At 70.0% G+C, this 20,004-nt stretch carries 18 protein-coding genes and 2 pseudogenes; 7 read left to right on the forward strand and 13 right to left on the reverse strand.

Annotation, left to right across the window (positions count from 1 at the left end; genetic code table 11):
• Nucleotides 1–37: 37 nt before the first annotated feature.
• Nucleotides 38–184, forward strand: a complete 147-nt coding sequence (locus K1T35_RS34440; RefSeq protein ID WP_220255925.1) for a hypothetical protein — start codon at nucleotides 38–40, stop codon at nucleotides 182–184.
• Nucleotides 185–531: 347 nt separating this feature from the next.
• Here the strand turns inward: K1T35_RS34440 and K1T35_RS34445 are convergent, their stop codons facing one another.
• From K1T35_RS34445 to K1T35_RS34460, 5 genes are read right to left on the reverse strand one after another with little or no spacing between them, the layout of a single operon-like run.
• The gene (locus K1T35_RS34445) at nucleotides 532–1,560 is read right to left on the reverse strand and encodes a phosphotriesterase (RefSeq protein ID WP_255621045.1); all 1,029 of its coding nucleotides are present in this window, start codon (nucleotides 1,558–1,560) and stop codon (nucleotides 532–534) included.
• A complete protein-coding gene (locus K1T35_RS49270) occupies nucleotides 1,557–2,579 on the reverse strand; it encodes a DctP family TRAP transporter solute-binding subunit (RefSeq protein ID WP_255621046.1) in 1,023 nt (340 codons plus the stop codon). Before K1T35_RS49270 ends, K1T35_RS34445 begins: the two co-directional genes overlap by 4 nt.
• A gap of 2 nt (nucleotides 2,580–2,581) precedes the next feature.
• On the reverse strand, nucleotides 2,582–3,493 hold the full coding sequence (locus tag K1T35_RS34450) for a shikimate dehydrogenase (RefSeq protein ID WP_220255927.1): 912 nt from the start codon (nucleotides 3,491–3,493) through the stop codon (nucleotides 2,582–2,584).
• Nucleotides 3,490–4,764 (reverse strand): TRAP transporter large permease, encoded by a 1,275-nt coding sequence (locus tag K1T35_RS34455; RefSeq protein ID WP_220255928.1) that lies wholly within the window; start codon nucleotides 4,762–4,764, stop codon nucleotides 3,490–3,492. Before K1T35_RS34455 ends, K1T35_RS34450 begins: the two co-directional genes overlap by 4 nt.
• Nucleotides 4,761–5,249, reverse strand: a complete 489-nt coding sequence (locus K1T35_RS34460; protein ID WP_220255929.1) for a TRAP transporter small permease — start codon at nucleotides 5,247–5,249, stop codon at nucleotides 4,761–4,763. Before K1T35_RS34460 ends, K1T35_RS34455 begins: the two co-directional genes overlap by 4 nt.
• A 174-nt stretch (nucleotides 5,250–5,423) precedes the next feature.
• Between K1T35_RS34460 and K1T35_RS34465 the strand changes: the two genes are divergently transcribed.
• From K1T35_RS34465 to K1T35_RS34480, 4 genes and pseudogenes are all read left to right on the forward strand, one after another.
• Nucleotides 5,424–6,443 (forward strand): LacI family DNA-binding transcriptional regulator, encoded by a 1,020-nt coding sequence (locus K1T35_RS34465; protein ID WP_220255930.1) that lies wholly within the window; start codon nucleotides 5,424–5,426, stop codon nucleotides 6,441–6,443.
• A pseudogene (locus tag K1T35_RS34470) lies at nucleotides 6,440–7,510 on the forward strand (TIM barrel protein); the annotation flags it as partial. The gene K1T35_RS34465 and the pseudogene K1T35_RS34470, both read left to right, overlap by 4 nt.
• A 137-nt stretch (nucleotides 7,511–7,647) precedes the next feature.
• Nucleotides 7,648–7,956 (forward strand): FAD-dependent oxidoreductase, encoded by a 309-nt coding sequence (locus K1T35_RS34475; RefSeq protein WP_220255932.1) that lies wholly within the window; start codon nucleotides 7,648–7,650, stop codon nucleotides 7,954–7,956.
• A 623-nt stretch (nucleotides 7,957–8,579) separates the two neighbouring features.
• The gene (locus K1T35_RS34480; RefSeq protein ID WP_220263034.1) at nucleotides 8,580–8,963 is read left to right on the forward strand and encodes a VOC family protein; all 384 of its coding nucleotides are present in this window, start codon (nucleotides 8,580–8,582) and stop codon (nucleotides 8,961–8,963) included.
• 78 nt (nucleotides 8,964–9,041) lie between these two features.
• Here the strand turns inward: K1T35_RS34480 and K1T35_RS34485 are convergent, their stop codons facing one another.
• Nucleotides 9,042–9,452, reverse strand: a complete 411-nt coding sequence (locus K1T35_RS34485) for a nuclear transport factor 2 family protein (RefSeq protein ID WP_220255933.1) — start codon at nucleotides 9,450–9,452, stop codon at nucleotides 9,042–9,044.
• 86 nt (nucleotides 9,453–9,538) lie between these two features.
• Here K1T35_RS34485 and K1T35_RS34490 point away from each other — a divergent pair, with 86 nt between their 5' ends.
• On the forward strand, nucleotides 9,539–9,907 hold the full coding sequence (locus K1T35_RS34490) for a helix-turn-helix domain-containing protein (protein ID WP_255621048.1): 369 nt from the start codon (nucleotides 9,539–9,541) through the stop codon (nucleotides 9,905–9,907).
• A 161-nt stretch (nucleotides 9,908–10,068) separates the two neighbouring features.
• Here K1T35_RS34490 and K1T35_RS34495 read toward each other — a convergent pair.
• Together K1T35_RS34495 and K1T35_RS34500 are read right to left on the reverse strand one after the other, a co-directional pair.
• A pseudogene (locus K1T35_RS34495) lies at nucleotides 10,069–10,238 on the reverse strand (acyclic terpene utilization AtuA family protein); the annotation flags it as partial.
• Nucleotides 10,239–10,279: 41 nt separating this feature from the next.
• Entirely contained in the window at nucleotides 10,280–11,107 is an 828-nt protein-coding gene (locus tag K1T35_RS34500; RefSeq protein ID WP_220255935.1) for a TIGR03084 family metal-binding protein, read from the reverse strand.
• A 50-nt stretch (nucleotides 11,108–11,157) separates the two neighbouring features.
• Between K1T35_RS34500 and K1T35_RS34505 the strand changes: the two genes are divergently transcribed.
• The gene (locus tag K1T35_RS34505) at nucleotides 11,158–12,048 is read left to right on the forward strand and encodes a carboxylesterase family protein (RefSeq protein ID WP_220255936.1); all 891 of its coding nucleotides are present in this window, start codon (nucleotides 11,158–11,160) and stop codon (nucleotides 12,046–12,048) included.
• Here K1T35_RS34505 and K1T35_RS34510 read toward each other — a convergent pair.
• The 5 genes from K1T35_RS34510 to leuC all read right to left on the reverse strand — a co-directional run bounded on the left by K1T35_RS34510 (nucleotide 12,039) and on the right by leuC (nucleotide 19,895).
• Nucleotides 12,039–15,593: an indolepyruvate ferredoxin oxidoreductase family protein gene (locus K1T35_RS34510; RefSeq protein ID WP_220255937.1), complete on the reverse strand. Its 3,555-nt coding sequence runs from the start codon at nucleotides 15,591–15,593 to the stop codon at nucleotides 12,039–12,041. The genes K1T35_RS34505 and K1T35_RS34510 overlap by 10 nt on opposite strands.
• A gap of 52 nt (nucleotides 15,594–15,645) precedes the next feature.
• Complete coding sequence (locus K1T35_RS34515; RefSeq protein WP_220255938.1) at nucleotides 15,646–17,043, reverse strand: 2-hydroxycarboxylate transporter family protein; 1,398 nt, start codon at nucleotides 17,041–17,043, stop codon at nucleotides 15,646–15,648.
• 64 nt (nucleotides 17,044–17,107) lie between these two features.
• Nucleotides 17,108–17,881 (reverse strand): RraA family protein, encoded by a 774-nt coding sequence (locus K1T35_RS34520; protein ID WP_220255939.1) that lies wholly within the window; start codon nucleotides 17,879–17,881, stop codon nucleotides 17,108–17,110.
• A complete protein-coding gene (leuD, locus tag K1T35_RS34525) occupies nucleotides 17,878–18,483 on the reverse strand; it encodes a 3-isopropylmalate dehydratase small subunit (RefSeq protein WP_220255940.1) in 606 nt (201 codons plus the stop codon). The genes K1T35_RS34520 and leuD overlap by 4 nt, the downstream gene beginning before the upstream one ends.
• Nucleotides 18,484–18,494: 11 nt before the next feature.
• Entirely contained in the window at nucleotides 18,495–19,895 is a 1,401-nt protein-coding gene (leuC, locus tag K1T35_RS34530; RefSeq protein ID WP_220255941.1) for a 3-isopropylmalate dehydratase large subunit, read from the reverse strand.
• Nucleotides 19,896–20,004: the final 109 nt, after the last annotated feature.

The following is a 20,004-nucleotide window of genomic DNA, read 5'->3' on the forward strand; positions in this document are numbered from 1 at the left end:
GCCACGACCATGCTTTTCGTCGCAGGTGCCGCTGGCGATGGCGTCCAAGACCGTGCGGCACTCGGCCCTGTCGACCACCACCGAGGTCTTCTACGGCCACCTGCAGCGCCACGTTTCTCGGCAGGCCGTTGAGGGCATCGACCGGGCCCTCAACGCCGTGGAGCGCGCCACCCAGGCGGCGTGACGACCACATGGCGACCACCCGGCGATCGACCCAACCGACCTTCTCGCGGCTCCCGGGGCATACCGGGTGACGACGGTGGACGCAACCTGGCCGGGTGCGAGCACATTGCGCACCAACCCAGCTTCGCCGCGTTTCCGCAGATCAGCCAGGATCTGAACCTACGATCCCTTGACCCCGAGCAGATATCTCGGGACCGATACCAGCTCCAGATCCGCTCCACATCAGCCGGCTCCAGAAGCCGCTCCAGCAAGGGCGTGGCCACGCCCGCCCCGATACTCCAGACCATCCACCAGGGTTGGCAGCCGGGCGCTGACGTCCTACTGGCGGACGGCGGCCGAACTCGTGCGCTACCAGCCGAGGTCTGCCGGTGCGCCGGGCCGTCGGAAGTTTTGGGTTGCTGGCGCGAGCAGTCGGGCCGGGTTCGTCACGATCATCTGGTGGATGTCCGCCTCGGTGGCGCCGCCTGCGTGCAGCATCGGCTGCACTCGGCGGGGGATGTTCTCGTAGAGCCAGTGCGGTGCGTGGACCGCGCGCCAGGACGGCGGGGTCATCCGGCTGAAGCACGCGGCGTCGTGGGACAGGACCATCCGGTCCGCGTACCCGAGCCGGAGCAGGGCGAGGACGGTGGCGACCCGGCGGTCGTCGTGCAGGACGTGCTCCATCCCGAACCGGTCCATGCCGATCGTGGCGCCCTCGTCCATCAGCCGCCGCAGGTAGTCCAGGTCCTCGCTGTCGCCGGAGTGCCCGATGACGACCCGCTCGGGCGCGACGCCCCGGTCCCGGAGGAACGCCAGCTGGTCCAACCCGTTGCGCAGCGCAGGACGGCTGTGCGTGGTCACCGTGACGCCGGTGTGCCGGTGGGCCTCGGCCGCCGCGGTGAAGACCCGGGCGACGTCGTCGGTGAACCCTTCCTCGTCGGTGACGACCTTGATCATCCCCGCCCTGATGCCAGTGCCGGCGATCCCTTCCTCGATGTCACGCACGAAGTACTCCACGAGCGGGTCGGGACCGTCGACGAGCCGGCCAGGGCCGTGAGTCCGGAAGAACGGCGGCAGCACGTTCGAGGTGTAGTACCCGGTGGCGGCGACCAGGTGTACCGGGACCCGCTCGGCCACCCGCGCGACCCGGGCGACGTCGCGTCCCAGGCCGAGCACGGTCAGGTCCACGACCGTGCGGATCCCGAGGTCGTGGAGGCGGGTCAGCGCGGCGACCGCCTCCTCGACCGCCTTCTCGAGGTCCCACTCCGGGTGCGGGTGGTTGAGGTCGAGCTCGGGGTGGCCGACGAAGACGTGCTCGTGGATCAACGTCGGCCCAATTTCCGCGGGCCGGATCGACCCGCGGAAGGTCGGGACGACGCCGCCCGGCACCGGCGTCACGCGGCCGATCCGCGGATCGCCTCGTAGACGGTGAGCTGCTCGGGGCTGAGGTTGGCGCGCAGGTACGGCTCCACCCGAGCCCGGAACGGGGCCACGTCGACGTCCTCGACGATCTGGAACTGACCGCCGGACCGCCACTTCTCGAGGATCTGCTGCTCGTCCTGCTGGACGCATCCGGGCACCTGCGCGACGGCCGCGTCGACCGCCCGGGAGAGCGCCTCCTGCTGCTGCGGGTTCAGCTCGGTCCACCGCGGCCCGACGAGGACCAGGTTCGAGTTCTCCTGGTGGCCGGACATGCTGAGGTAGTCCTGCACCTCGCCGAGGTTCTGCGAATCGATGTTGACAATCGGGTTCTCCTGACCGTCGACGATCCCCTGCTGCAGCGCGAGGTAGAGCTCCTCGTACGCGACCTCGGTGGGGTTGGCGCCCAGGGCCGCGGCGTTCATGAGGAACTGCGGCGAGTTGGGGAAGCGCATGCGGAGGTTCGCGAGGTCCTCGGGTCGGCGGATCGGCTGGTTGGCGGTGAACTGGCGGGAGCCGGCCGACCATGCACCAAGGACGGTCACCCCGGTGGCCTCGGCGAACCCGTCGGTCAGCGGCGTGGACGCGTCGCTGTCGAAGAAGCGGGCGAGGTGCTCGCCGTCGTCGAAGGCGTAGGCGGCGTCGACGACGCTCATCGGCTCGTGCACGGCGCCGAGTGCGGAGGCGCCCTGGATGTCCAGGTCGATGTCGCCGGAGATCACGGACTGGATGCGGTCGGCGTCGCCGCCGAGCTGGCTGCTCGGGAAGACCTGGACAGTGATGCCCACGTTCGCCGCCGCGACCTCGTCCGAGATGACCTTGGCGCCACAGCGGTGCTGGGGCTGCTGCTCGGTGTAGCTGTGGGCCAGGGTCAGCTCGACGTTCTCGCCGCCGCCCTGGTCACCGGCGGGTTCGCCACCTCCGCCACAGGCCGTACCGAGGAACAACGGGACGACGAGGACCGCGACGAGCGCACGGCGTCGTTGCTGCGTGGACATGATCATTCCCTTCGTGGGTTGGCCGAGCCGACCTCGTCGGCGACGAGCTCGTCGAAGTCCCGGAACATGGCCGCGCGGTCCGCAGGACTGGTGGTGATCAGCTCGAAGGAGTCGGCGGCCTGGTTGACCGCCATCCCAGCCCCGGTCAGGACCCGACAGCCCCGTCTGGTCGCCTCCCGCACGAGCTCGGTGAGCAGCGGCCGGTAGACGATGTCGGCAACCCAGAGCTCGTCGCGGAGGAGCTCCGGAGCGACCGGCGACCCGGGATGGGCGGCCATCCCCATGGGCGTGGCGTTCACCAGCCCGGACGCCGCCGGGGTAAGGCGGGGCAGCTCGTCGGGCGTGCCGGTCACGAGCTCGACGTCCCAGCGGTTCCGCACGGATCGGACGAGCAACTCCGCGCGTGCCGGGTCGGTATCGACGACCCACAGGGCCGAAAGGCCCATCCCGGCGAGGGCATGAGCCACTGCGGTGCCTGCCCCGCCCGCACCGATCAGCACGACCCGATCGAGCGGAGCGCCCGCGAGCCCGTCCGCGACAGCCGCGGCGAAGCCGGTGACGTCGGTGTTGTGCCCGCGGGTGCCGCCGTCCGCCACGAGGATCGTGTTGATCGCCCCGATAGCGGCCGCCTCCGGTGCCAGATCGTCGACGAGCGAGGCCATGACCTGCTTGACCGGATGGGTGACGTTCAGCCCGTCGAAGCCCAGCTCGACCGCGTGTGCGAGCAGGCCGCGCAGGTGCTCCCGGTCGAGCCGGGAGTCGGGCAGCTCCACCGTCTTGTAGGTGTAGCGCAGCCCTTGCCGTGCGCCTTCCCGCTCGTGCAGCTCGGGAGAGAGCGAGGGTCCGATGCCCTGACCGAGCAGCCCGGCCAGGTAGGAGCGGCGCTCCGCTTCGGTCCGACGGTCGCCGCTCACAGCCCCAGCGCCTTCGGCAACCAGAGGACCGCGTCGGGGAAGGCGATGATCAGGACGACGATCACCAGGAACGGCACGACGAAGGGCAGCGAACCCCGGAACACCTCGCTGACCTTCGTCTGCGCGACGGTGCTCAACACGTAGAGAACGGTCCCGACAGGTGGGGTCAGGAGCCCGATCATCAGGGTGACGATCATCAGGACGCCGAGCACGATCGGGTCGACGCCGAACCCGGCGCTGATCGGCAGCAGGATCGGCACCACCAGCACGAGCACCGCGGTGGCGTCCACGACCGTGCCGAGGATCAACATCAGCACGGCCGTGATCACCAAGAACATCGTCGCGTCCCCGGTGAAGCCGAAGATGCTCTCGGCCAGCAGCTGCGGAACGCGCTCTCGCGCCAGGATGAAGCCCAGCAGCGCCGCGGAGGCGACGATCAGCATGATCGCCGCGGTCGTCACGACGGTCTCGACCAGCACCCCCGGCAGGTCCCGCACGCGCAGCGTCCGGTACGCGAAGCCGAGCAGGAGCATGTAGGCGGCCCCGACGGCGGCCGCCTCGGTGGGGGTGAAGGCGCCGGAGAGGATGCCGCCGAGGATGATCACCGGGGCGCCGAGTGGGGCGATCACGCGCTGGCCGGTGGTGAGCACCCGCCGCATCGAGAACTCCACGGGCACGATGCCGGGCTGGCGACGCACCTGGACGAACACCACGACGCACAGGCCGACCGCCATGAGCAGCGCCGGGATGACCGACGCCGCGAACAGGGCGCCGGTCGACACGGCCGCCAGCCCCGCGAAGATCACCGCAGGGATGCTCGGCGGCATGACGGGAGCGATCAGCGCCGCGGCCCCGGTGACGCCGAGGCCGAACCGCATCGGGTAGCCGTTGCGGAGCATGGCCGGGATCTGGACCTTCCCGAGGGCCGCCGCGTCGGCGACGGCGGAGCCGCTCATCCACGAGAAGCCGAGGCTGACCCCGACACTGACGTATCCGAGACCGCCCCGGACCCGCCCGAGCACAGCGAGGGCGAAGTCGAAGAGCATGTCGGCGATCCCGCCGCGGTTGGCGAGGACACCCAGCAGCACGAACAGCGGCACGGCCAGCAGGGGGAAGCTCGCGGTGGCGTTGACGATCAACCGCAGGCTCATGCCGACCGACTGGCCGATCGACAGCATGTAGACGAGCGACGGCCCGAGGAACGCAAAGGCGACCGGGACGCGCAGGACGAGCAGCAGAACGATCCCGAGGCTCAGCAGCAGTAGGTTCACGCCGCCACCTCGCCGTGCGTGGGCACCGGCGGCTCCGGGGACCGGGCGAACCCGATCGCGGCCACGACACCGCGCACCGCCGTGCTCAGGAAGCCGAGGAACGGGAACAGGTAGAGCCAGGTGAGCGGCATCCGCAGGGACGGCGACCGCAGGCGTCCCTGGGAGGCCATCAGGTCCCAGGCCTCCAGCGCGAACGCCGCCCCGACGGCGGCGACGGTCACAGCCGCGACGACCCGCACGACGCGCAGGACCGTCGGGTTCTTGATGCCGTCGACCAGCTGGAGGGCGATGTGCGAGTCGGTCGTCACCAGGACGCCGGCCACGCTGATGGTGAGCCACACGAGGCAGAACCGCGCGAGTTCCCCGGTCCACGGCCAGCCGGACACCGGCAGGTAGCGCTGGGCGGCCTGCACCAGCACCAGCAGGAAGACGAGCACGAGGGCAGCGGCACCGATGGCCAGCTCCACCCGCGTCACGAGCGTCACCCACCGTGCCCATCTCGTGGGCGCCGGAGCGCTCTCAGACATCTCGGCCCATCGGATCGCCCTTCCGGCATCGGCGCCAGCGGTCTCAGTTCGTCGGACCGTAAGTGCGGCCTGCTGGGTTGGCAAGCGGTTGCCAAGGTTGCCAAACGGCCGTCATCCGACTGTGATGAGCACGTGGGCAACCCGACCATCTACGACGTCGCGCGTGTTGCGGGCGTCGCGACCTCCACGGTGTCGCGCGTGTTCAGCAAGCCCGGCCGCATCGCCGACGCGACCAGGGATCGGGTGCTCCAGGCCGCCCGCGAGCTCGGCTACGAGCCGAACCCGCACGCTCGGGCGTTGACCTCGAACCGGACACAGACGATCGCGATGGTGGTCTCCGACATCACCAACCCGCACTTCTTCGAGCTAATCCGCGGCGCAGAGATGCGGGCCAAGGCCGCGGCCTACACCCTCGTGCTCGTCAACGCCGAAGAGTCCACGCGGATGGAGCTCGAGCAGGTCCGGCGACTGACAAGATCCGTCGACGGATTCCTGCTCGCGGCGAGCCGGCAACCGGACGAGAAGCTCGTCGAGCTGGCGGCCGCGCATCCCGTCGTCCTCATCAACCGCCAGGTGGACGACATCGCGAGCGTGGTCCTCGAGCCCTGGGAGGGCTGCCGGCAGATCGTGGCCCACCTGGCGTCGCTCGGGCACACCTCGCTCGCCTACCTCGCCGGCCCCACCAACTCATGGATGGCCGCGAGCCGGTGGGCGGCGCTCAGCGACGCCGCGGCCGAGATCGGGATGAGCGCGGTGCGGACCGGCCCGTACACCCCGACGGTGGATAGCGGCGGAGCCGCGGCGGACGCGGCGATCAGCACGGGAGCCACCGCGATCGTCGCCCACAACGACCTGCTGGCCATCGGCGTCCTGCGCCGCCTCGCAGGCCGATCGGTACGGGTGCCCGCGGACGTCAGCGTGGTCGGCTTCGACGACATCTTCGCGGCCGAGCTGTGCACGCCCACGCTCACCACCCTCGGCGGTGCCCACTCCAACGTGGGCCGCGCGGCGGTGGAGATCCTCCTGGAGTCACTCGGTCATCCCCGCAGCCAGGGGCCGATGCCGGAGATCGTCCTGCCCTCGCAGCTGGTCCTCCGGGGCTCGACCGGGCCCCGAGCCGACCCGCAACAGCACACACGGAGGTCCCGATGACGACCCCGACGGCGCCGCCGCACCGCTCGATCGCCACGGTCTGCCTGTCCGGCACCCTCGAGGACAAGGTCACCGCCGCCGCGGCAGCCGGCTTCGACGGGATCGAGGTCTTCGAACCCGACCTCATCGCCTCGCCGTGGACACCGGCCGAGCTCGCCGCCCGCTGCGCCGACCTCGGCCTGACCATCGACCTCTACCAGCCCTTCCGCGACCTCGACTCGACCGACCCGGACCGCTTCGCGCGCAACCTGCGCCGCATCGAGCGCAAGTTCGACGTCATGACGCAGCTCGGGACGTCGACCGCGCTCGTCTGCTCCTCGGTCGCGCCGGACGCGGTCGCGGACCTCGGGCGGCTCGCCGAGCAGCTGGCCGTGGCCGCCGACCGCGCCGCAGGCCGCGGGCTGCGGATCGCGTACGAGGCGCTCGCGTGGGGCCGGCACATCTGGACCTGGGACCGCTCGTGGGAGGCCGTCCGCCGCGCCGCACATCCCGCACTCGGTCTGTGCCTGGACAGCTTCCACGTGCTCTCGCGGGACGGAGATCCCGTCGGGTTCGCCGCCGTGGACCCGGACAAGATCTTCTTCCTCCAGCTGGCCGGCGCCCCGCATCTGGAGATGGACGTCCTGCAGCCGAGCCGGCACCACCACCGCCTGTTCCCCGGCCAGGGCGCATTCGACCTTCCCGGCTTCCTCGCCCACGTCCTCGACGCCGGGTACGAAGGGCCGCTGTCGCTCGAGGTCTTCAACGACGTCTTCCGGCAGGCCGACCCCGCCCGCACCGCCGTCGACCCCATGCGCTCCCTGCTGTGGCTCGAGGACCAGGTGGCCGCCGAGCGGCCCGACCTGGGGCTTCCCGCCCGCACGGCGGCACTCGGGCTTGCCGGATACTCGTTCGTCGAGCTGGCCGTCGACGGAGTCTCCGGTCCCCTCGTCGGCGACGTACTGGCCCGCCTCGAGTTCACCCACACCGGGCAACATCGCAGCAAGCCCGTCCAGCTGTGGGAGCAGGGCGTGGCGCGGGTCCTGGCCGGGAGTTCGCTCATGACCAGCCCAGACGCGCCGAGCGCCCTCACTACCGAGATCAACTCAAGCTCAAGCCCCGAGATCCAGCACGCTCACTGAGCGTAGGCGGCGACCTTGGACGGTGCGCAGGGCACCGGATCCGTCGGCCTCGAGTCGCCGAGCCACCCCCTCCGGAGGACACCGTGACATGGGACCGGGAGATCGACCTGCTCGTCCTCGGCACCGGAGCGGCTGTCCTCGGCGCCGCCGTGTTCGCGGCCGACGAGGGGCTGTCCGTCCTGGTTCTGGAGAAGACCGAGTGGCTCGGCGGCACGACCGCTTATTCGGCCGGGACCTGCTGGATCCACGGCCTCCCCGGGATGGCCGACCCGGACGAGGACACCGCCCGGGCGAGCCGCTACCTCGATGCGCTCGTCGGCGACCGTGCCCCGCGCGCGTTACGCGAGGCCGCCGACTGGATCATGCAGCTGATCGCGGCACAGAACAACTGACTGCTGGCTCATCAGCTGGCAACGACATCGGGCCACCTTCGAACAGTGGCTGGAGAGCACTGCAGCGAACTTGACCAATCGTCAAGTCCGCTCCGACCTGACGGATCGTCAAGGGGTCGACAGATCGAAGATCAAAGACGGCAGAGAACCCGCAGGTCTGAGCACGTTCAGCGCAGTAGATGTATGTACACGACCCTCTGACTGCCAGTACGGTCAACGGATCGCACTGACCTGCGGAAACAGAGAATTCGCTGCTTGACGTTGCGCAGTACAACGCACCTCGGGCTTCTTCAGGCCCGCTTGGCGCAATGCCGCGCTCCACATTTGCTCCACCCGTGCCGGTCAATGCCGTCGCAGGCTGGAGCCCTGGCCACCCGGACTCCCCTCCCCCGCCTCAGGCAGCTGCTCGCAGGCTGGACGCTCGGGTACAACGTCCCGCACACCCGCCGCGCCTACACCCGCGACCCGATCGGGATGGATCGCTCGTGCGCGCAGCTGGGTCCGGCTGGCGATAACCATGGGTGGGGCATGCCGTATTGCCGGGGAGAATGCCGTACAGCTCGCGCCCACAGAACTCGAGGGTGCCGGGAGGAGGCCGGCCTAGGGTTGCCGCGGTGACGGCGATGGTCTCCCACACCACATTCGACGCTCGCGACGCCTACGCGCAGTCGGTGTTCTGGTGCCGGGTGCTGGGGTTCGCCGAGCACCCGGATGACCAGAACCGGCCCGGCCACGAGGAGTGCATGATCTTCTCGCCGGACGGCTGCCAGCGGCTGCTGTTCATCGAGGTGCCGGAGGACAAGCAGGTCAAGAACCGGATCCACCTCGACCTCGTTCCCACCGAGGGCACACGCGACGAGGAGCTCGCCCGGCTGCTGGAGATCGGGGCACGCACAGTGGAGGACCTGCGCAGCCCCGACGGCAGCGGCTGGGTGGTGCTCGCCGATCCTGAGGGCAACGAGTTCTGCATCCTGCGCAGTGAGGCGGAGCGCTCAGCCTCTCGATGATCCGCAAGGTACCGGGTGCTCATCGTCGTCGACATAGCGATGAGCACCCCATACTCGCGATCACTTGCGTGCGACCGGTCAGCCGGCGCCCCAGAAGGCGTCCTCGGACCACGGGTCGGAGGAGAACAGCCATACCTCCGCGATCCGGTCGCCCTCGATCCGCAGCAGGTCGAGGCCGTCCTGCGCCATCGCCGCACCGTCGCGCTTGCCGGTGAAGTGGACGGGCACCGCGACCAGCGTGCCGTTGACCATGGGTACTGCGGTCGTCGAGAGCTCGAATGCGCCCTCGCTGACGGCCATCATGCCGCCGATCATCTCGCCCACCGCGGCGCTGCCGCGGTGCGTGCCGGAGAAGCGGTTGGTACCGGGCTGGTGCCAGACGATGTCGTCGGCGAACATCGAGGCGACCGTGGCGAAGTCCTTCGCCGCCAGTGCGTCGAAGTACCGGCGGGCGACGGCGAGCGGGCCAGTGGTGTCCACTGTGGTCATCTCCTTGTCGAGCCTTTCCTGGTCGAGCCCTATACTCACCATTAGTAACCATTTACCTCAACGTAACCACCGCAGGGATGCGCCGCGTGTCACAGCAGCCGGACTGGAACGTGCTCGTCTCGACCTGCCCGTCCCGCACCTCCCTGGCCCGGGTCGCCAACAAGTGGACGGCGATGATCGTGGTCGTGCTCGGCCGGGGCAGGCTGCGGTTCGGCGACCTGCGGACCGCGGTCGAGGGGATCAGCGGAAAGGTCCTCACCGAGACGCTGCGCGACCTCGAGCGCGACGGGCTCGTCGAGCGGCACGTGTACGCCGAGATGCCACCCAGAGTCGAGTACGAGCTCACCGCACTCGGGTGCACGCTCCACGAGCCCCTGCTGGCGTTAAGCCGCTGGGCCGAGCAGCACATCGCCAAGGTCCTCGCTGCGCGGGAAACCTACGACGCGCGACGCTGATCCTCACGGGGAACGCCTCTGATCAGCCGTACGAGGTCACCGCTCGGACGGCGGCCCGGCCGAGGCGCGATGGACCATCTCGCCACGCACGGTCAGATTCGACATCAGAGGTTCGTGGGCTCGGTCGATGCCGGGTCCTACTGCTTCCGTGGTCAAGGCGGCGTGGTAGGTAAGCCCGCCGCCGGGTCCTTCGCCTGCGACGTGGCCAGGATCAACATCGTCCGCTCGGCCAGGTAGTCGGCGGTGAGCACGTCGATCGGCCCGCCCTCGACCATCTCCCGTTCGGCGGCAATGCGGTCGCCGTAGAACCCGAGCCGTTGCCGATCCGCATCGCCCGCCCACGCCGTGTCGATGATTCGCTCGCACGCTCGCTCATGGTCGACGATTCGCTCGCAATCTCGCCGTTCCCCCGTCGAATCCCGGCTTGCGGCCGGTGCCGGGCGCGCCCGCGAATGCCTGCCCGATCTCCATCCACTCCCGCGCGTGCGGGCCTGTGATCTCCAGGGCCAGGTCGGTGCGATGCCGGCGCTGGGTGATCGCCAGCGCGAAGTCCAGAGCGGGACCGGTGACCCGGTTCGCCGCGTCCTGCGGACCCCAGGACCAGGTCGAGCCGTCCGGCGCGACGAGCTCCACCCGTACCGGCGCGTCGGGTAGCTCGCGGCCGTGCAGCGCGTAGCTGAACGCCCGTGCCCCCACCCCGATGTGCGCGACGTGCCGCAGCCGGACGGTCGGCTCGCACCGTACGCCGACGGCGTCGGCGACGTCCTGGCCGTGCGCCCAGGTCTCCATGATCCGCGCGGTGAGTGAGGACGCCGCGCTCATCTCGGTGCCGAACCACGGCACCCGAAGCGCAGGATCGAGCCCGGAGAAGACCGTCACTAGGCGAGACCGCTCCTCGTCGAACCATGCGAGCAGCTCGATTCCCGGCATGCGCCGGTACCGAGCCGCGATCGCGTCCGGGTCCACACCACCGTCCGCCTCGATCCGCTCCAGCTCGGCCCGGAACGCGTCCGGCTCCACCGCTGACCGCACGGCCGCCGCGTCGAAATGGGCGAGGTGCGAGACCTGGTCGGCGATCGTCCAGCCCTCTGCGGGCGTGTACCGACGCCAACCTGCCTCGTCCAAGCCGGCGACCAGCCTGCGCAGCTGGTCGGACTCGGCCGCGAGGTCATCGGCGAGCATCCCCATCGAAACCGGCATCGGCTACCTCCCCCTCCAGACCGGGGCCCGCTTGTCGCGGAAGACTCTGCATGAGTGGCCCCTCGGGGATGACGGCGATCGGCGCACCGAGCACTCAGCCCTACACCGAAGAGATCCTGAAGGCGCTGAACATCGACCGGAGCAACCCGCGCCGGCTGCAGGAGGTGCCGGCCGAAGCGCTGTTCGACGCGCGCGAGAAGGCCATCGCCGCCGCCCGGATGGACGGCTCGCGGCCCATGATCGACGGCCGACACTTCCCGGCAGCCCCGATGACCCCGGAAGGGCTGGCCGTTCACGCGGACATCCCGTTGCTGCTCGGCACGGTGGACACGGAGTCGACGTCCTTCCTCGCGAGCGACCTGCGCAACTTCTCCGTGACCGCGGATCAAGTGAGGGCGCGTATCAAGGACGAGTTCGCCATGGACGACGCGGCGGCCCAGGCGCTCATGGACGCGTACCAGCAGGCCGAGCCGGGCCGCACGCCCGCCGACGTCCTCATCGGGATCGCGAGCGACTCCCTCTTTCGGGCGCCGATCATCCGTGGCGCCGACGCCAAGGCGGATGCCCGGCAGGCGCCGGTCCACCTGTACAACGTCGCCTGGCATGCGCCGGTCGACGGCGGGATCTACCGCGCCCCGCACACCATCGACATCCCGCTCGCCTTCGGGAACACCGCCGCGTCGGCCGCGCTGACCGGCACCGGACCGGAGCAGGTCGAGGTGTCGCGCAACGTGCTGTCGAGCTTCGTCGCCTTCGCCCGGACCGGGAACCCGAACAATGATCGCGTGCCGGAATGGCCCGCATACGAGACAGCCACCCGACCGACGATGTCGTTCGATGTCCAGTGCCAGATCGTGCCCGATCTCCGCGGTGGGGACCGGGTCGCGATCGGAACCCTGCAGACTCGCTCCAACAGTGGCCCCCTCCACACTTACCGGTAGCTGCCGGTCGCACCGGTCATCGCATCGACCGCGGTGGACAGAGCTTCACGGAACGACGCGACGTTGCGAAGCTTGATCTCCTCGTAGCCGCGCACGCCGTCGGGCAGCCGCGCGAGCGCCACCGCGCTCGCGTGGGTCTCCCGATCCAGTGCGGCAAGCGCCACCTCGATCGCGTCGCGGTACTCCTCGATGAGCGCCCGTTCGACCCTGCGGACCTCGGCCCGACCGAACAGGTCGAACCTCGTGCCGCGCAGACGCCGCATCGTGTGGAGCGTCCGGAGTGCCGGCTTGGCCCAGGGGCCGAGGGAGATCTTGCGCTGCATGCCCATAGCGCGCAGCACCGGCGGGTGCAGCCGGTAGCTGATCCGGCTACCGGGTCCGAACCGGTCACGGACGCCCGCGTCGAGCGCCGGGTCCAGGCACAGCCGTGCCACCTCGTACTCGTCCTTGTACGCCATCAGCTTGAACAGGTTCCGGGCGACCGCCTCGGCGAGTTCCGTCGAGCCCGGCACGCGCTGCTGCTCGACCGACCTGACCTGCTCGACGAACCGGGCATAGCGCTCGGCGTAGGCCTCGTCCTGGTAGGCGACGAGCTCCGGGATCCGGATGTCGAGTATCCGGCCGAGCTCGCCCTCGGCCCGGACTCGGCCACGGACGCGACCGGCGGCCCGCGACAACGACGACGGAGTGGGGGCACCGGCCAGTGCCCGGCCACGCCGGTCGGTGTCGGTGTCGGCGATGACGGCGCGCCGGCCCTGGCGGAAAGCCTGGCGGTTCTTCTCGACCGCGACACCGTTGAGCTCGATGGCCCGCTCGACGGCGTCGGCGGAGATGGGTAGGGCACCGGTCTGGTACGCGGCACCGACCAGCAGCATGTTCGCGTACTGCTCGTCACCGAAGAGCGCATCGGCCAGCTCGCCTGCGGCGACGTACCTGGCCTCGGCGACCTGGCCCTCCAGCGCCGAGCGGATGGCGGATCCGGCCGGGAACGACGCGGTCGTGTCGACGACCATCCGCCACGTCGGCACCTCGGCCGTCGAGACGACCGCGACGGTGCGGGCCGGGTCGGTGGCCTTCAGCTGCACCGGATCCGTGGCGACCAGGGAGTCGCAGCCGAGGTAGAGGTCGCACTCCCCCTCGGCGAGCTTGGCGGCCAGCTCGACCGGGCCGGACCCGAGCTTGACGTCCGAGACCACCGCCCCGCCCTTCTGGGCGAGCCCCGTCTGGTCGAGGGAACGGACCTGCTTGCCGTCCACGAACGCGGCGGTGGCGAGGATCTGGGCGATGGTCATGACTCCGGTGCCGCCGATACCGGTGATCCGCATGGTGAAGCCGTCGCCGTCGAAGCGCGCTGCCGGCTCGGGAAGTACCGAGTCGTCGTCCACCGGTGGCGGGGTGGGCCGCCCCGCGGAGCCCGGGACGACCGTCACGAACGACGGGCAGTCGCCGGCCAGGCAGGAGAAGTCGAGGTTGCACGAAGACTGGTGGATCTGAGTCTTGCGGCCGAACTCGGTGTCGACGGGCCGCACCGACAGGCAGTTCGACTTCTCCCCGCAGTCCCCGCAGCCCTCACACACCCGCTCGTTGATCACGACACGCTCGGTGGGGGTCGGGGCCGTGCCGCGCTTGCGCTTGCGGCGCAGTTCCGCCGCGCACTCCTGGTCGTGGATCAGCACCGTCACCCCGGCGACCCTGGCGAGCTCCTCCTGGACCGCGACCACATCGTCACGGTGTCGCACGGTGATCGTCGAGGGTCGCCCGCCCTGCAGGCTGCGCAACGCCCGCCGCACCCGACGAGGCTCCTGGGTCACGATGACGACCTGCTTCGCCCCTTCCAGCAGCAGCAGCGCCGCAACCCGCTCGACGGTGAGACCACCGATGGCGGCCTGACCCCCGGTCATCGCGACGGCCGAGTTGAACAGCAGCTTGTAGGTGATGTTCACCCCGGCCGCGACCGCCGCCCGAACGGCGAGACTGCCCGAGTGGGCGAACGTGCCGTCCCCGATGTTCTGCAGCAGGTGCTCGGTCTCGACGAACGGCGCCATGCCGATCCACTGCGCTCCCTCGCCGCCCATCTGGCACACGCCCATGACGTTGCCGACCTGCTTCTCCGGCATGAACGTCACCATTCCGTGGCAGCCGATCCCACCGCCGACCAGGCTGCCCTCCGGTGTCTTGGTCGACGTGTTGTGCGGGCAGCCGGAGCAGAAGTAGGGCGTGCGTGCCGCGAGCGGCAACGAGATCCGCTCGCGACGCCGCCGCGCGTTCCAGGCCCTGACCGGCTCGACCTCGCCCACGGCCCCCAGCCGGCGAGCCACACCCGTCGCGACGGCGTCCGGATCGAGCTCGCCGGCTTCGGCGAACAGCCGCCGGCCGTCCGGATCGCGTTTGCCGTGCACGCGTGGGGCGTCGGGCGTCCCGTAGAGGACGTCCTTGATCGCGGCCTCGAGAAAGGACCGCTTGTCCTCGACGACGACGATCTCGTCGAGCCCCGCGGCGAACTCGCGGACCACGGTCGGCTCGACCGGCCAGATCGCGCCGAGCTTGAGCAACCGGATTCCGTACCGCTCGAGAGCCCGCTCGTCGATGTGCATCGCGGCGAGGGCCTGCCGGACGTCGAGATAGGTCTTGCCGGCCGCGACCAGGCCGATGCGGGCACCCGGCGCGGTGGCACCCGAGATCCGGTTGAGCCCGGAACGCCGGATGTACTCCATGGCCACGGGCAGCCGGGAGTCCTGCTGGCTGCGCTCGAGCGCAGCCAGGGCCGGGCCGACCAGACGGGCATGCGGGCGATGGTCGTAGGCCTGCAGCCCGGCGGGCAGCTCGGCGAGATCCGGGGGACTCCACAGTCGGTCCACCGTGGCGACGCCCGCGGCGTCGGCCACGTTGGTACCGATCTTCATGGCCGACCACAGCCCGCTCGCCCGCGACAGCTCGACCGCGTGCAACCCGTGGAGGAGCACCTCGTGCGAGTCGGCCGGATACAGGGCCGGCAGCTGGAGGTCGGCGATCGCGAGCTCCGACGAACACGGGAAGCTCGACGACTTCGCGGAGGGGTCGTCGCCGACGAGCGCCACGACCCCTCCGGCGGGAGCGGTGCCGATCAGGTTGGCGTGCCGGATGGCGTCGCTGGCCCGGTCGAGGCCCGGAGCCTTGCCGTACCAGATCCCGGTGACCCCGTCCGCCGTCAGCGTCGCGACCTCGCCGGCGAGCTGGGTCCCGACGATCGCCGTCGCGGCGAGCTCCTCGTTGAGACCTGGCTGGTGGACCACACCATGCCCGGCGAGGATCACCCGCTGCCGGATGATCTCGAGGTCGTACCCGGCGAGAGGTGATCCTTCGTACCCGGACACGTACGTCCGGATGTCCCGTCCCCGCCGACGGTCGAGCCGAACCCGGTCGAGCAACATTCTCACCAGGGCCTGGATCCCGGTCAGGTAGATCTGCCCCTCCTCGAGCAGGTAGCGGTCGTCCAGCGAGAAGTCCGCGGGGTGGGCTCGGGCGGCCGGGTCCGATGGTGCATGGATGCCCACGGCGGTGCTCATCGCGTACCTCGTTTCCAGGAAGGTCGTCGGGCGGTTGCTCGGGTGAAGGGCGCTAGCCCGCGCTGGTCAACAGCGGGACCAGGAGGCTGGTGAGCAGAAGCACGAATATTCCGCCGACCCGGTTCGCGACGGTGGCGAACGGCATCAGGTACATGCGCTCGGCCGCGGAGAGGACAGCCACGTCCCCGGATCCGCCGGTGTCGGCCATGACGAGGCCGGGCGTGATGGCCGCCTCGATGAAGTAGAACTTCACCAGATACCCGAGTACGCCGGCCGCCAGCCCCGCCAGAAGGACGGTGCACACGGTGAGGAGGACGAAGCGGATGTCGCCCAGCGCGTCGATGATGTCCCCGACGTCCATCACAGCGAGCGACAGCGCGGTCAGCAGCGCGGGCACGAACGCGGTCGCGGCCATGTCACCCCACGCCGCGGCGGAGTCCTCGAGGGACTTGGGGAGCAGGCGGAACACCTTGACGGCCACGGCCAGGAGGGTCGTCCAGGCATAGGGGTGCAGGCCCGGGACGAGGTGACCGAGCATCGTGCCGAGGACGAGGAGGATTCCGGCGATCGCGAGGCCCTGGGCGAGTGCGATGGTGTTCGCGGCCGTGACGGTCTTGGGGACGCTGAGGTCCTCGGTGTTGCTCTTGATGCGCAGGAGCTTGCCGTTCCCGGTGAACCCGACGAAGAGCGTGCTCCTGCGCTTGCCGATCCCGTTGAGCACGGCAGCGCAGATGATGCAGACGATGTTGGCCACGACGACCGCAGAGACCAGACTGCCGAGCAGGGCGTCGGGTTGTCCACCGAGCTGGTTCGCGTACATCTGGCTCATGGGCAGCGCGCCGATCGGCAGACCGCCTGCCATGATCGGCGCCGCGATGAAGAGGATCGCGCGGATGAAGCCGAACCCGGTCACGGCTCCCAGTGCCCCGATGGCTGCGAAGACGACGAGGACCGTTCCGACGACGGGCACCGCGTAGCGCACACCGGCGTTGATCAGCAGCTTGCGCGGCATGCCGAGGATCGCGCCCGCGATGACGGCGATGATGACGAAGTCCAGGAAGCCCTGGTCGTCGGCGAACGCCTGCACGGTGGTGGTGAGGGATTCGGGGATCAGGCCCAGGTAGGCCAGGATCGCCGGCGCGAAGACACAGAGGATGACCGGGAGACCGAAGTCGCGGAGTACCGGAACGGAGTTCGCGATCCACATCAGGAACCAGCCCATCGTCATGGTGACGGCGAAGCCGGTGAGCATCCCGGGCTCGAGGGTGCCGGTGAGAGACGCCGCGACGACCGCGGCCAGTAGGGCCGCGAAGATCCAGATCGGCATCCCGCCGATGAGCCGCAGGTCCGGGCGCGACCCTCGGGTGCCGCCCGTACCGGTGGCCGGTTCTGGCTCGGTGGAGGTGCCCGGCTCGCTGTCCCCTGCGCGGGGCAGTGTCGGATTGGACATCATTGTCTCCGTGGTGGGTGTGGGGTCGCTGCCTTCGGGCGGGCCGCATGGATGTGGCGGCCGGTCAGTCCGGGACTCGAGGCACCTTCGTGCGCGTCACGAGGTCCTCGATGTCCGTGCTCGTGCGGATGGCCTCGACGAGCACGTCCTCGGCTGCCTGAGCGCTGGTGGCCGAGGCGACGACCGCCGGGAAGTCTTCGAAAGGGACCAGGCAGATCCCGTCGTCGTCGGCGATCACGTAGTCGCCCGGACACACCGTCGCCCCGGCAATCGTGACCATGTCGTTCAGTGCCACCGCGTCGACCCGGTGACGAGCTGCCCGCGGGCTGCGGCTGGTGCTGTAGACCGGCAGGGCGACCTCGGTGATCGTGTCGGAGTCGCGGATGGCGCCGTCGACCACACAGCCGGCCAGCCCAGCCTTCGCCGCCCACAAGGCCGAGAGACCGCCGAGGACCGCCCAGTCGCGGTTGCCGCTGCAGTCGAAGACGGCGACATCACCGGGGCGGGCGAGCCCGTAGAGGTCGCGATCTCCTACGGCGAGGTGTCGACGTGCCGAACGGATCACGGTGGGATCGGCGGTGGCCCGGACGTAGCGGAGGGTGACTGCCGGTCCGCAGAGGCGTTGCCCCGGGGCGACGGGAGACAGCACGGAGGTACCCAGAACCGTTCCGATTCCGATCTCATCCATCGCATCGGCAACGGCGGACGACAGATCGGGCAGCGTCAGGAGCTGCTCGACGAGCGAGCGGTCGTGCCGCGGCACGTCCACGGCGCGGATCCGGTCATGCGGGACACGTCCGGTCAGCCGTCGGCCGACCGAGTCGGGGATCACGGTCACGACGCCTGCCTCGGGCGGTCGATCCGAGGCAGCGAGCCCCGCCTCCGCGACTCGTAGCCGTCGATCTGCTCGGCCAGGTTCAGCGTCAGCTGGATCTCGTCCAAACCGTTCATGACCTGCCACCGCCACTCCTCCGGGTACTCGAAGGTGAAGGCGAGCTCCCCCACACTGACCCGCCGCTCGACGAGATCGACCGTGAGCGGCTTCTCGGGCTCGGCCTCCACCTGCGCCCACAGGCTGTCGATCGCCGCCTGCGGAAGCGTGGCCGCGACGACGCCGTTGTTGGTCGCGTTTCCGCGGAAGATGTCCCCGAAGCGGGGAGAGAAGATCACGCGGAAGCCGTAGTCGACCAGGGCCCAGACCGCCCACTCCCGGGACGAGCCGGTTCCGAACTCGGTGCCCGCCACCAGGATCGACGCCCCCTCGTGGGCGGGGTTGTTGAACACGAAGTCCGGGTCCGCGCGCCAGTCAGACAGCAGCGCGTCGCCGAGGCCGGTCTTCGAGACCCCCCTCACCTGGTGGGCGGGGAAGATCTGGTCGGTGTCGACGTTGGTCTTGCGAAGCGGCATCGCCTTGCCGGTGTGGACGACCAAAGGCTGCATGTGCAGTCCTCTCAGACGGCGTCGAGGTCGCTCGGCTCGGCGAGGCGGCCGAGCACAGCGCTCGCCGCCGCGACCGCGGGCGAGACGAGGTGTGTCCGCGCTCCGCTGCCTTGGCGGCCCTCGAAGTTGCGGTTGGTGGTGGACGCCGATCGCAGGCCCGGCTCGACCTTGTCGAGGAGGCCGATGCACATGGAACATCCGGTGTGGCGCAACTCGACCCCGGCGGCCGCGAAGATGACGTCGAGGCCTTCGTCGACGGCCTGCCGTCGGACGGCCTCCGAGCCCGGTACGAGATGGACGCGCACGTCGGGATCGACGCGGCGCCCCTTCCACACCTCGGCGGCCGCGCGGAGGTCCTCGATCCGGCCGTTGGTGCACGAGCCGATGAACGCGACCTGGATCGGCACGGACTTCAGCGGTGTACCGGGCTCGAGATCCATATAGGCCAGCGCCTGCTCGGCGCTACGCCGCTCGTCGACGTCGGCGAACTCGGCCGGTGCGGGAACGACCCCGTCCAGGGGGACGCTCTGCGCCGGGTTGGTCCCCCACGACACCCGCGGTGAGAGCACGGTCGCGTCCAGGCGGACCTCCTTGTCGAAGGCCGCGTCGGGGTCGCTGACGAAGCCGGACCAGTAGTCGACCTCCCGGTCGAAGTCGGCGCCGGCCGGCACGTACTTCCGCTCGCGCAGATAGGCGAAGGTGACATCGTCCGGTGTGACGAGCGCGGCTCGGGCACCCGCCTCGATGCTCATGTTGCAAAGGGTCATCCGCCCCTCCATGGACAGCGCCCGCACCGCCGGGCCGTCGTACTCGATCACGTGGCCCTGACCGCCGGCCGTCCCGATCCGCTCGATGACGGCAAGGGCGAGGTCCTTCGCGGTCACACCGGGGCAGAGGACGCCGTCGACGGTGATCCGCATGTTCTTCATCCGACGCATCCGCAGGGTCTGCGTCGCCAGCACATGCTCGACCTGACTGGTACCCACTCCGAACGCCAGCGCACCGAAGGCCCCGTGAGTCGTGGTGTGCGAGTCGCAGCAGATGATCGTCATCCCCGGCTGGGAGAGCCCCATCTCGGGTCCGATCACGTGCGTGATCCCCCGGCCCGCGTCTCCGAGCTGGAACAGCTCGATGCCGAAGTCGCGGCAGTTGCGCCGCATGTGGGTCAGTCTCTCGTCCGTGGGCTCCGGCCGCAGGAGCGCGGAAGTCCCGGTGGGCGTCATGTGATCCTCGGTGCCCAGCGTCAGCTCCGGCCGGCGGACCGTCCTGCCAGCGGAACGCAGCTCGGCGAACGCCTGCGCGGTGTTGGCCTCGTGCAGCAGGTGCAGATCGATGTAGATCAGGTCCGCTCCGGTGTCGGCCGCCTGCACCACGTGCGCGCCCCAGATCTTGTCCGCTGCGGTCCTGCCCATGCTCCGCCCCTTCGAGGAGTCACTCCGGTCGCGTGCGGCATCTCGGCGCAGACCGCTCGGCTCATGGCTCGCGTCTGGCAAGATCTGGCAGTGATATATCTTGGGTACT

The organism is Pseudonocardia sp. DSM 110487 (assembly GCF_019468565.1).
Lineage (GTDB): Bacteria > Actinomycetota > Actinomycetes > Mycobacteriales > Pseudonocardiaceae > Pseudonocardia.

What these genes read in the sequence shown, in the direction of transcription:
- K1T35_RS34480 (WP_220263034.1), top strand. Translation starts at nt 8,580, where the DNA reads ATGGTCTCCCACACCACATTCGACGCTCGCGACGCCTACGCGCAGTCG.
- K1T35_RS34515 (WP_220255938.1), bottom strand. Translation starts at nt 17,043, where the DNA reads ATGTCCAATCCGACACTGCCCCGCGCAGGGGACAGCGAGCCGGGCACC.
- K1T35_RS34510 (WP_220255937.1), bottom strand. Translation starts at nt 15,593, where the DNA reads ATGAGCACCGCCGTGGGCATCCATGCACCATCGGACCCGGCCGCCCGA.
- K1T35_RS34485 (WP_220255933.1), bottom strand. Translation starts at nt 9,452, where the DNA reads ATGACCACAGTGGACACCACTGGCCCGCTCGCCGTCGCCCGCCGGTAC.
- K1T35_RS34500 (WP_220255935.1), bottom strand. Translation starts at nt 11,107, where the DNA reads ATGCCGGTTTCGATGGGGATGCTCGCCGATGACCTCGCGGCCGAGTCC.
- K1T35_RS34440 (WP_220255925.1), top strand. Translation starts at nt 38, where the DNA reads ATGGCGTCCAAGACCGTGCGGCACTCGGCCCTGTCGACCACCACCGAG.
- K1T35_RS49270 (WP_255621046.1), bottom strand. Translation starts at nt 2,579, where the DNA reads ATGTCCACGCAGCAACGACGCCGTGCGCTCGTCGCGGTCCTCGTCGTC.
- K1T35_RS34505 (WP_220255936.1), top strand. Translation starts at nt 11,158, where the DNA reads ATGAGTGGCCCCTCGGGGATGACGGCGATCGGCGCACCGAGCACTCAG.
- leuC (WP_220255941.1), bottom strand. Translation starts at nt 19,895, where the DNA reads ATGGGCAGGACCGCAGCGGACAAGATCTGGGGCGCGCACGTGGTGCAG.
- leuD (WP_220255940.1), bottom strand. Translation starts at nt 18,483, where the DNA reads ATGCAGCCTTTGGTCGTCCACACCGGCAAGGCGATGCCGCTTCGCAAG.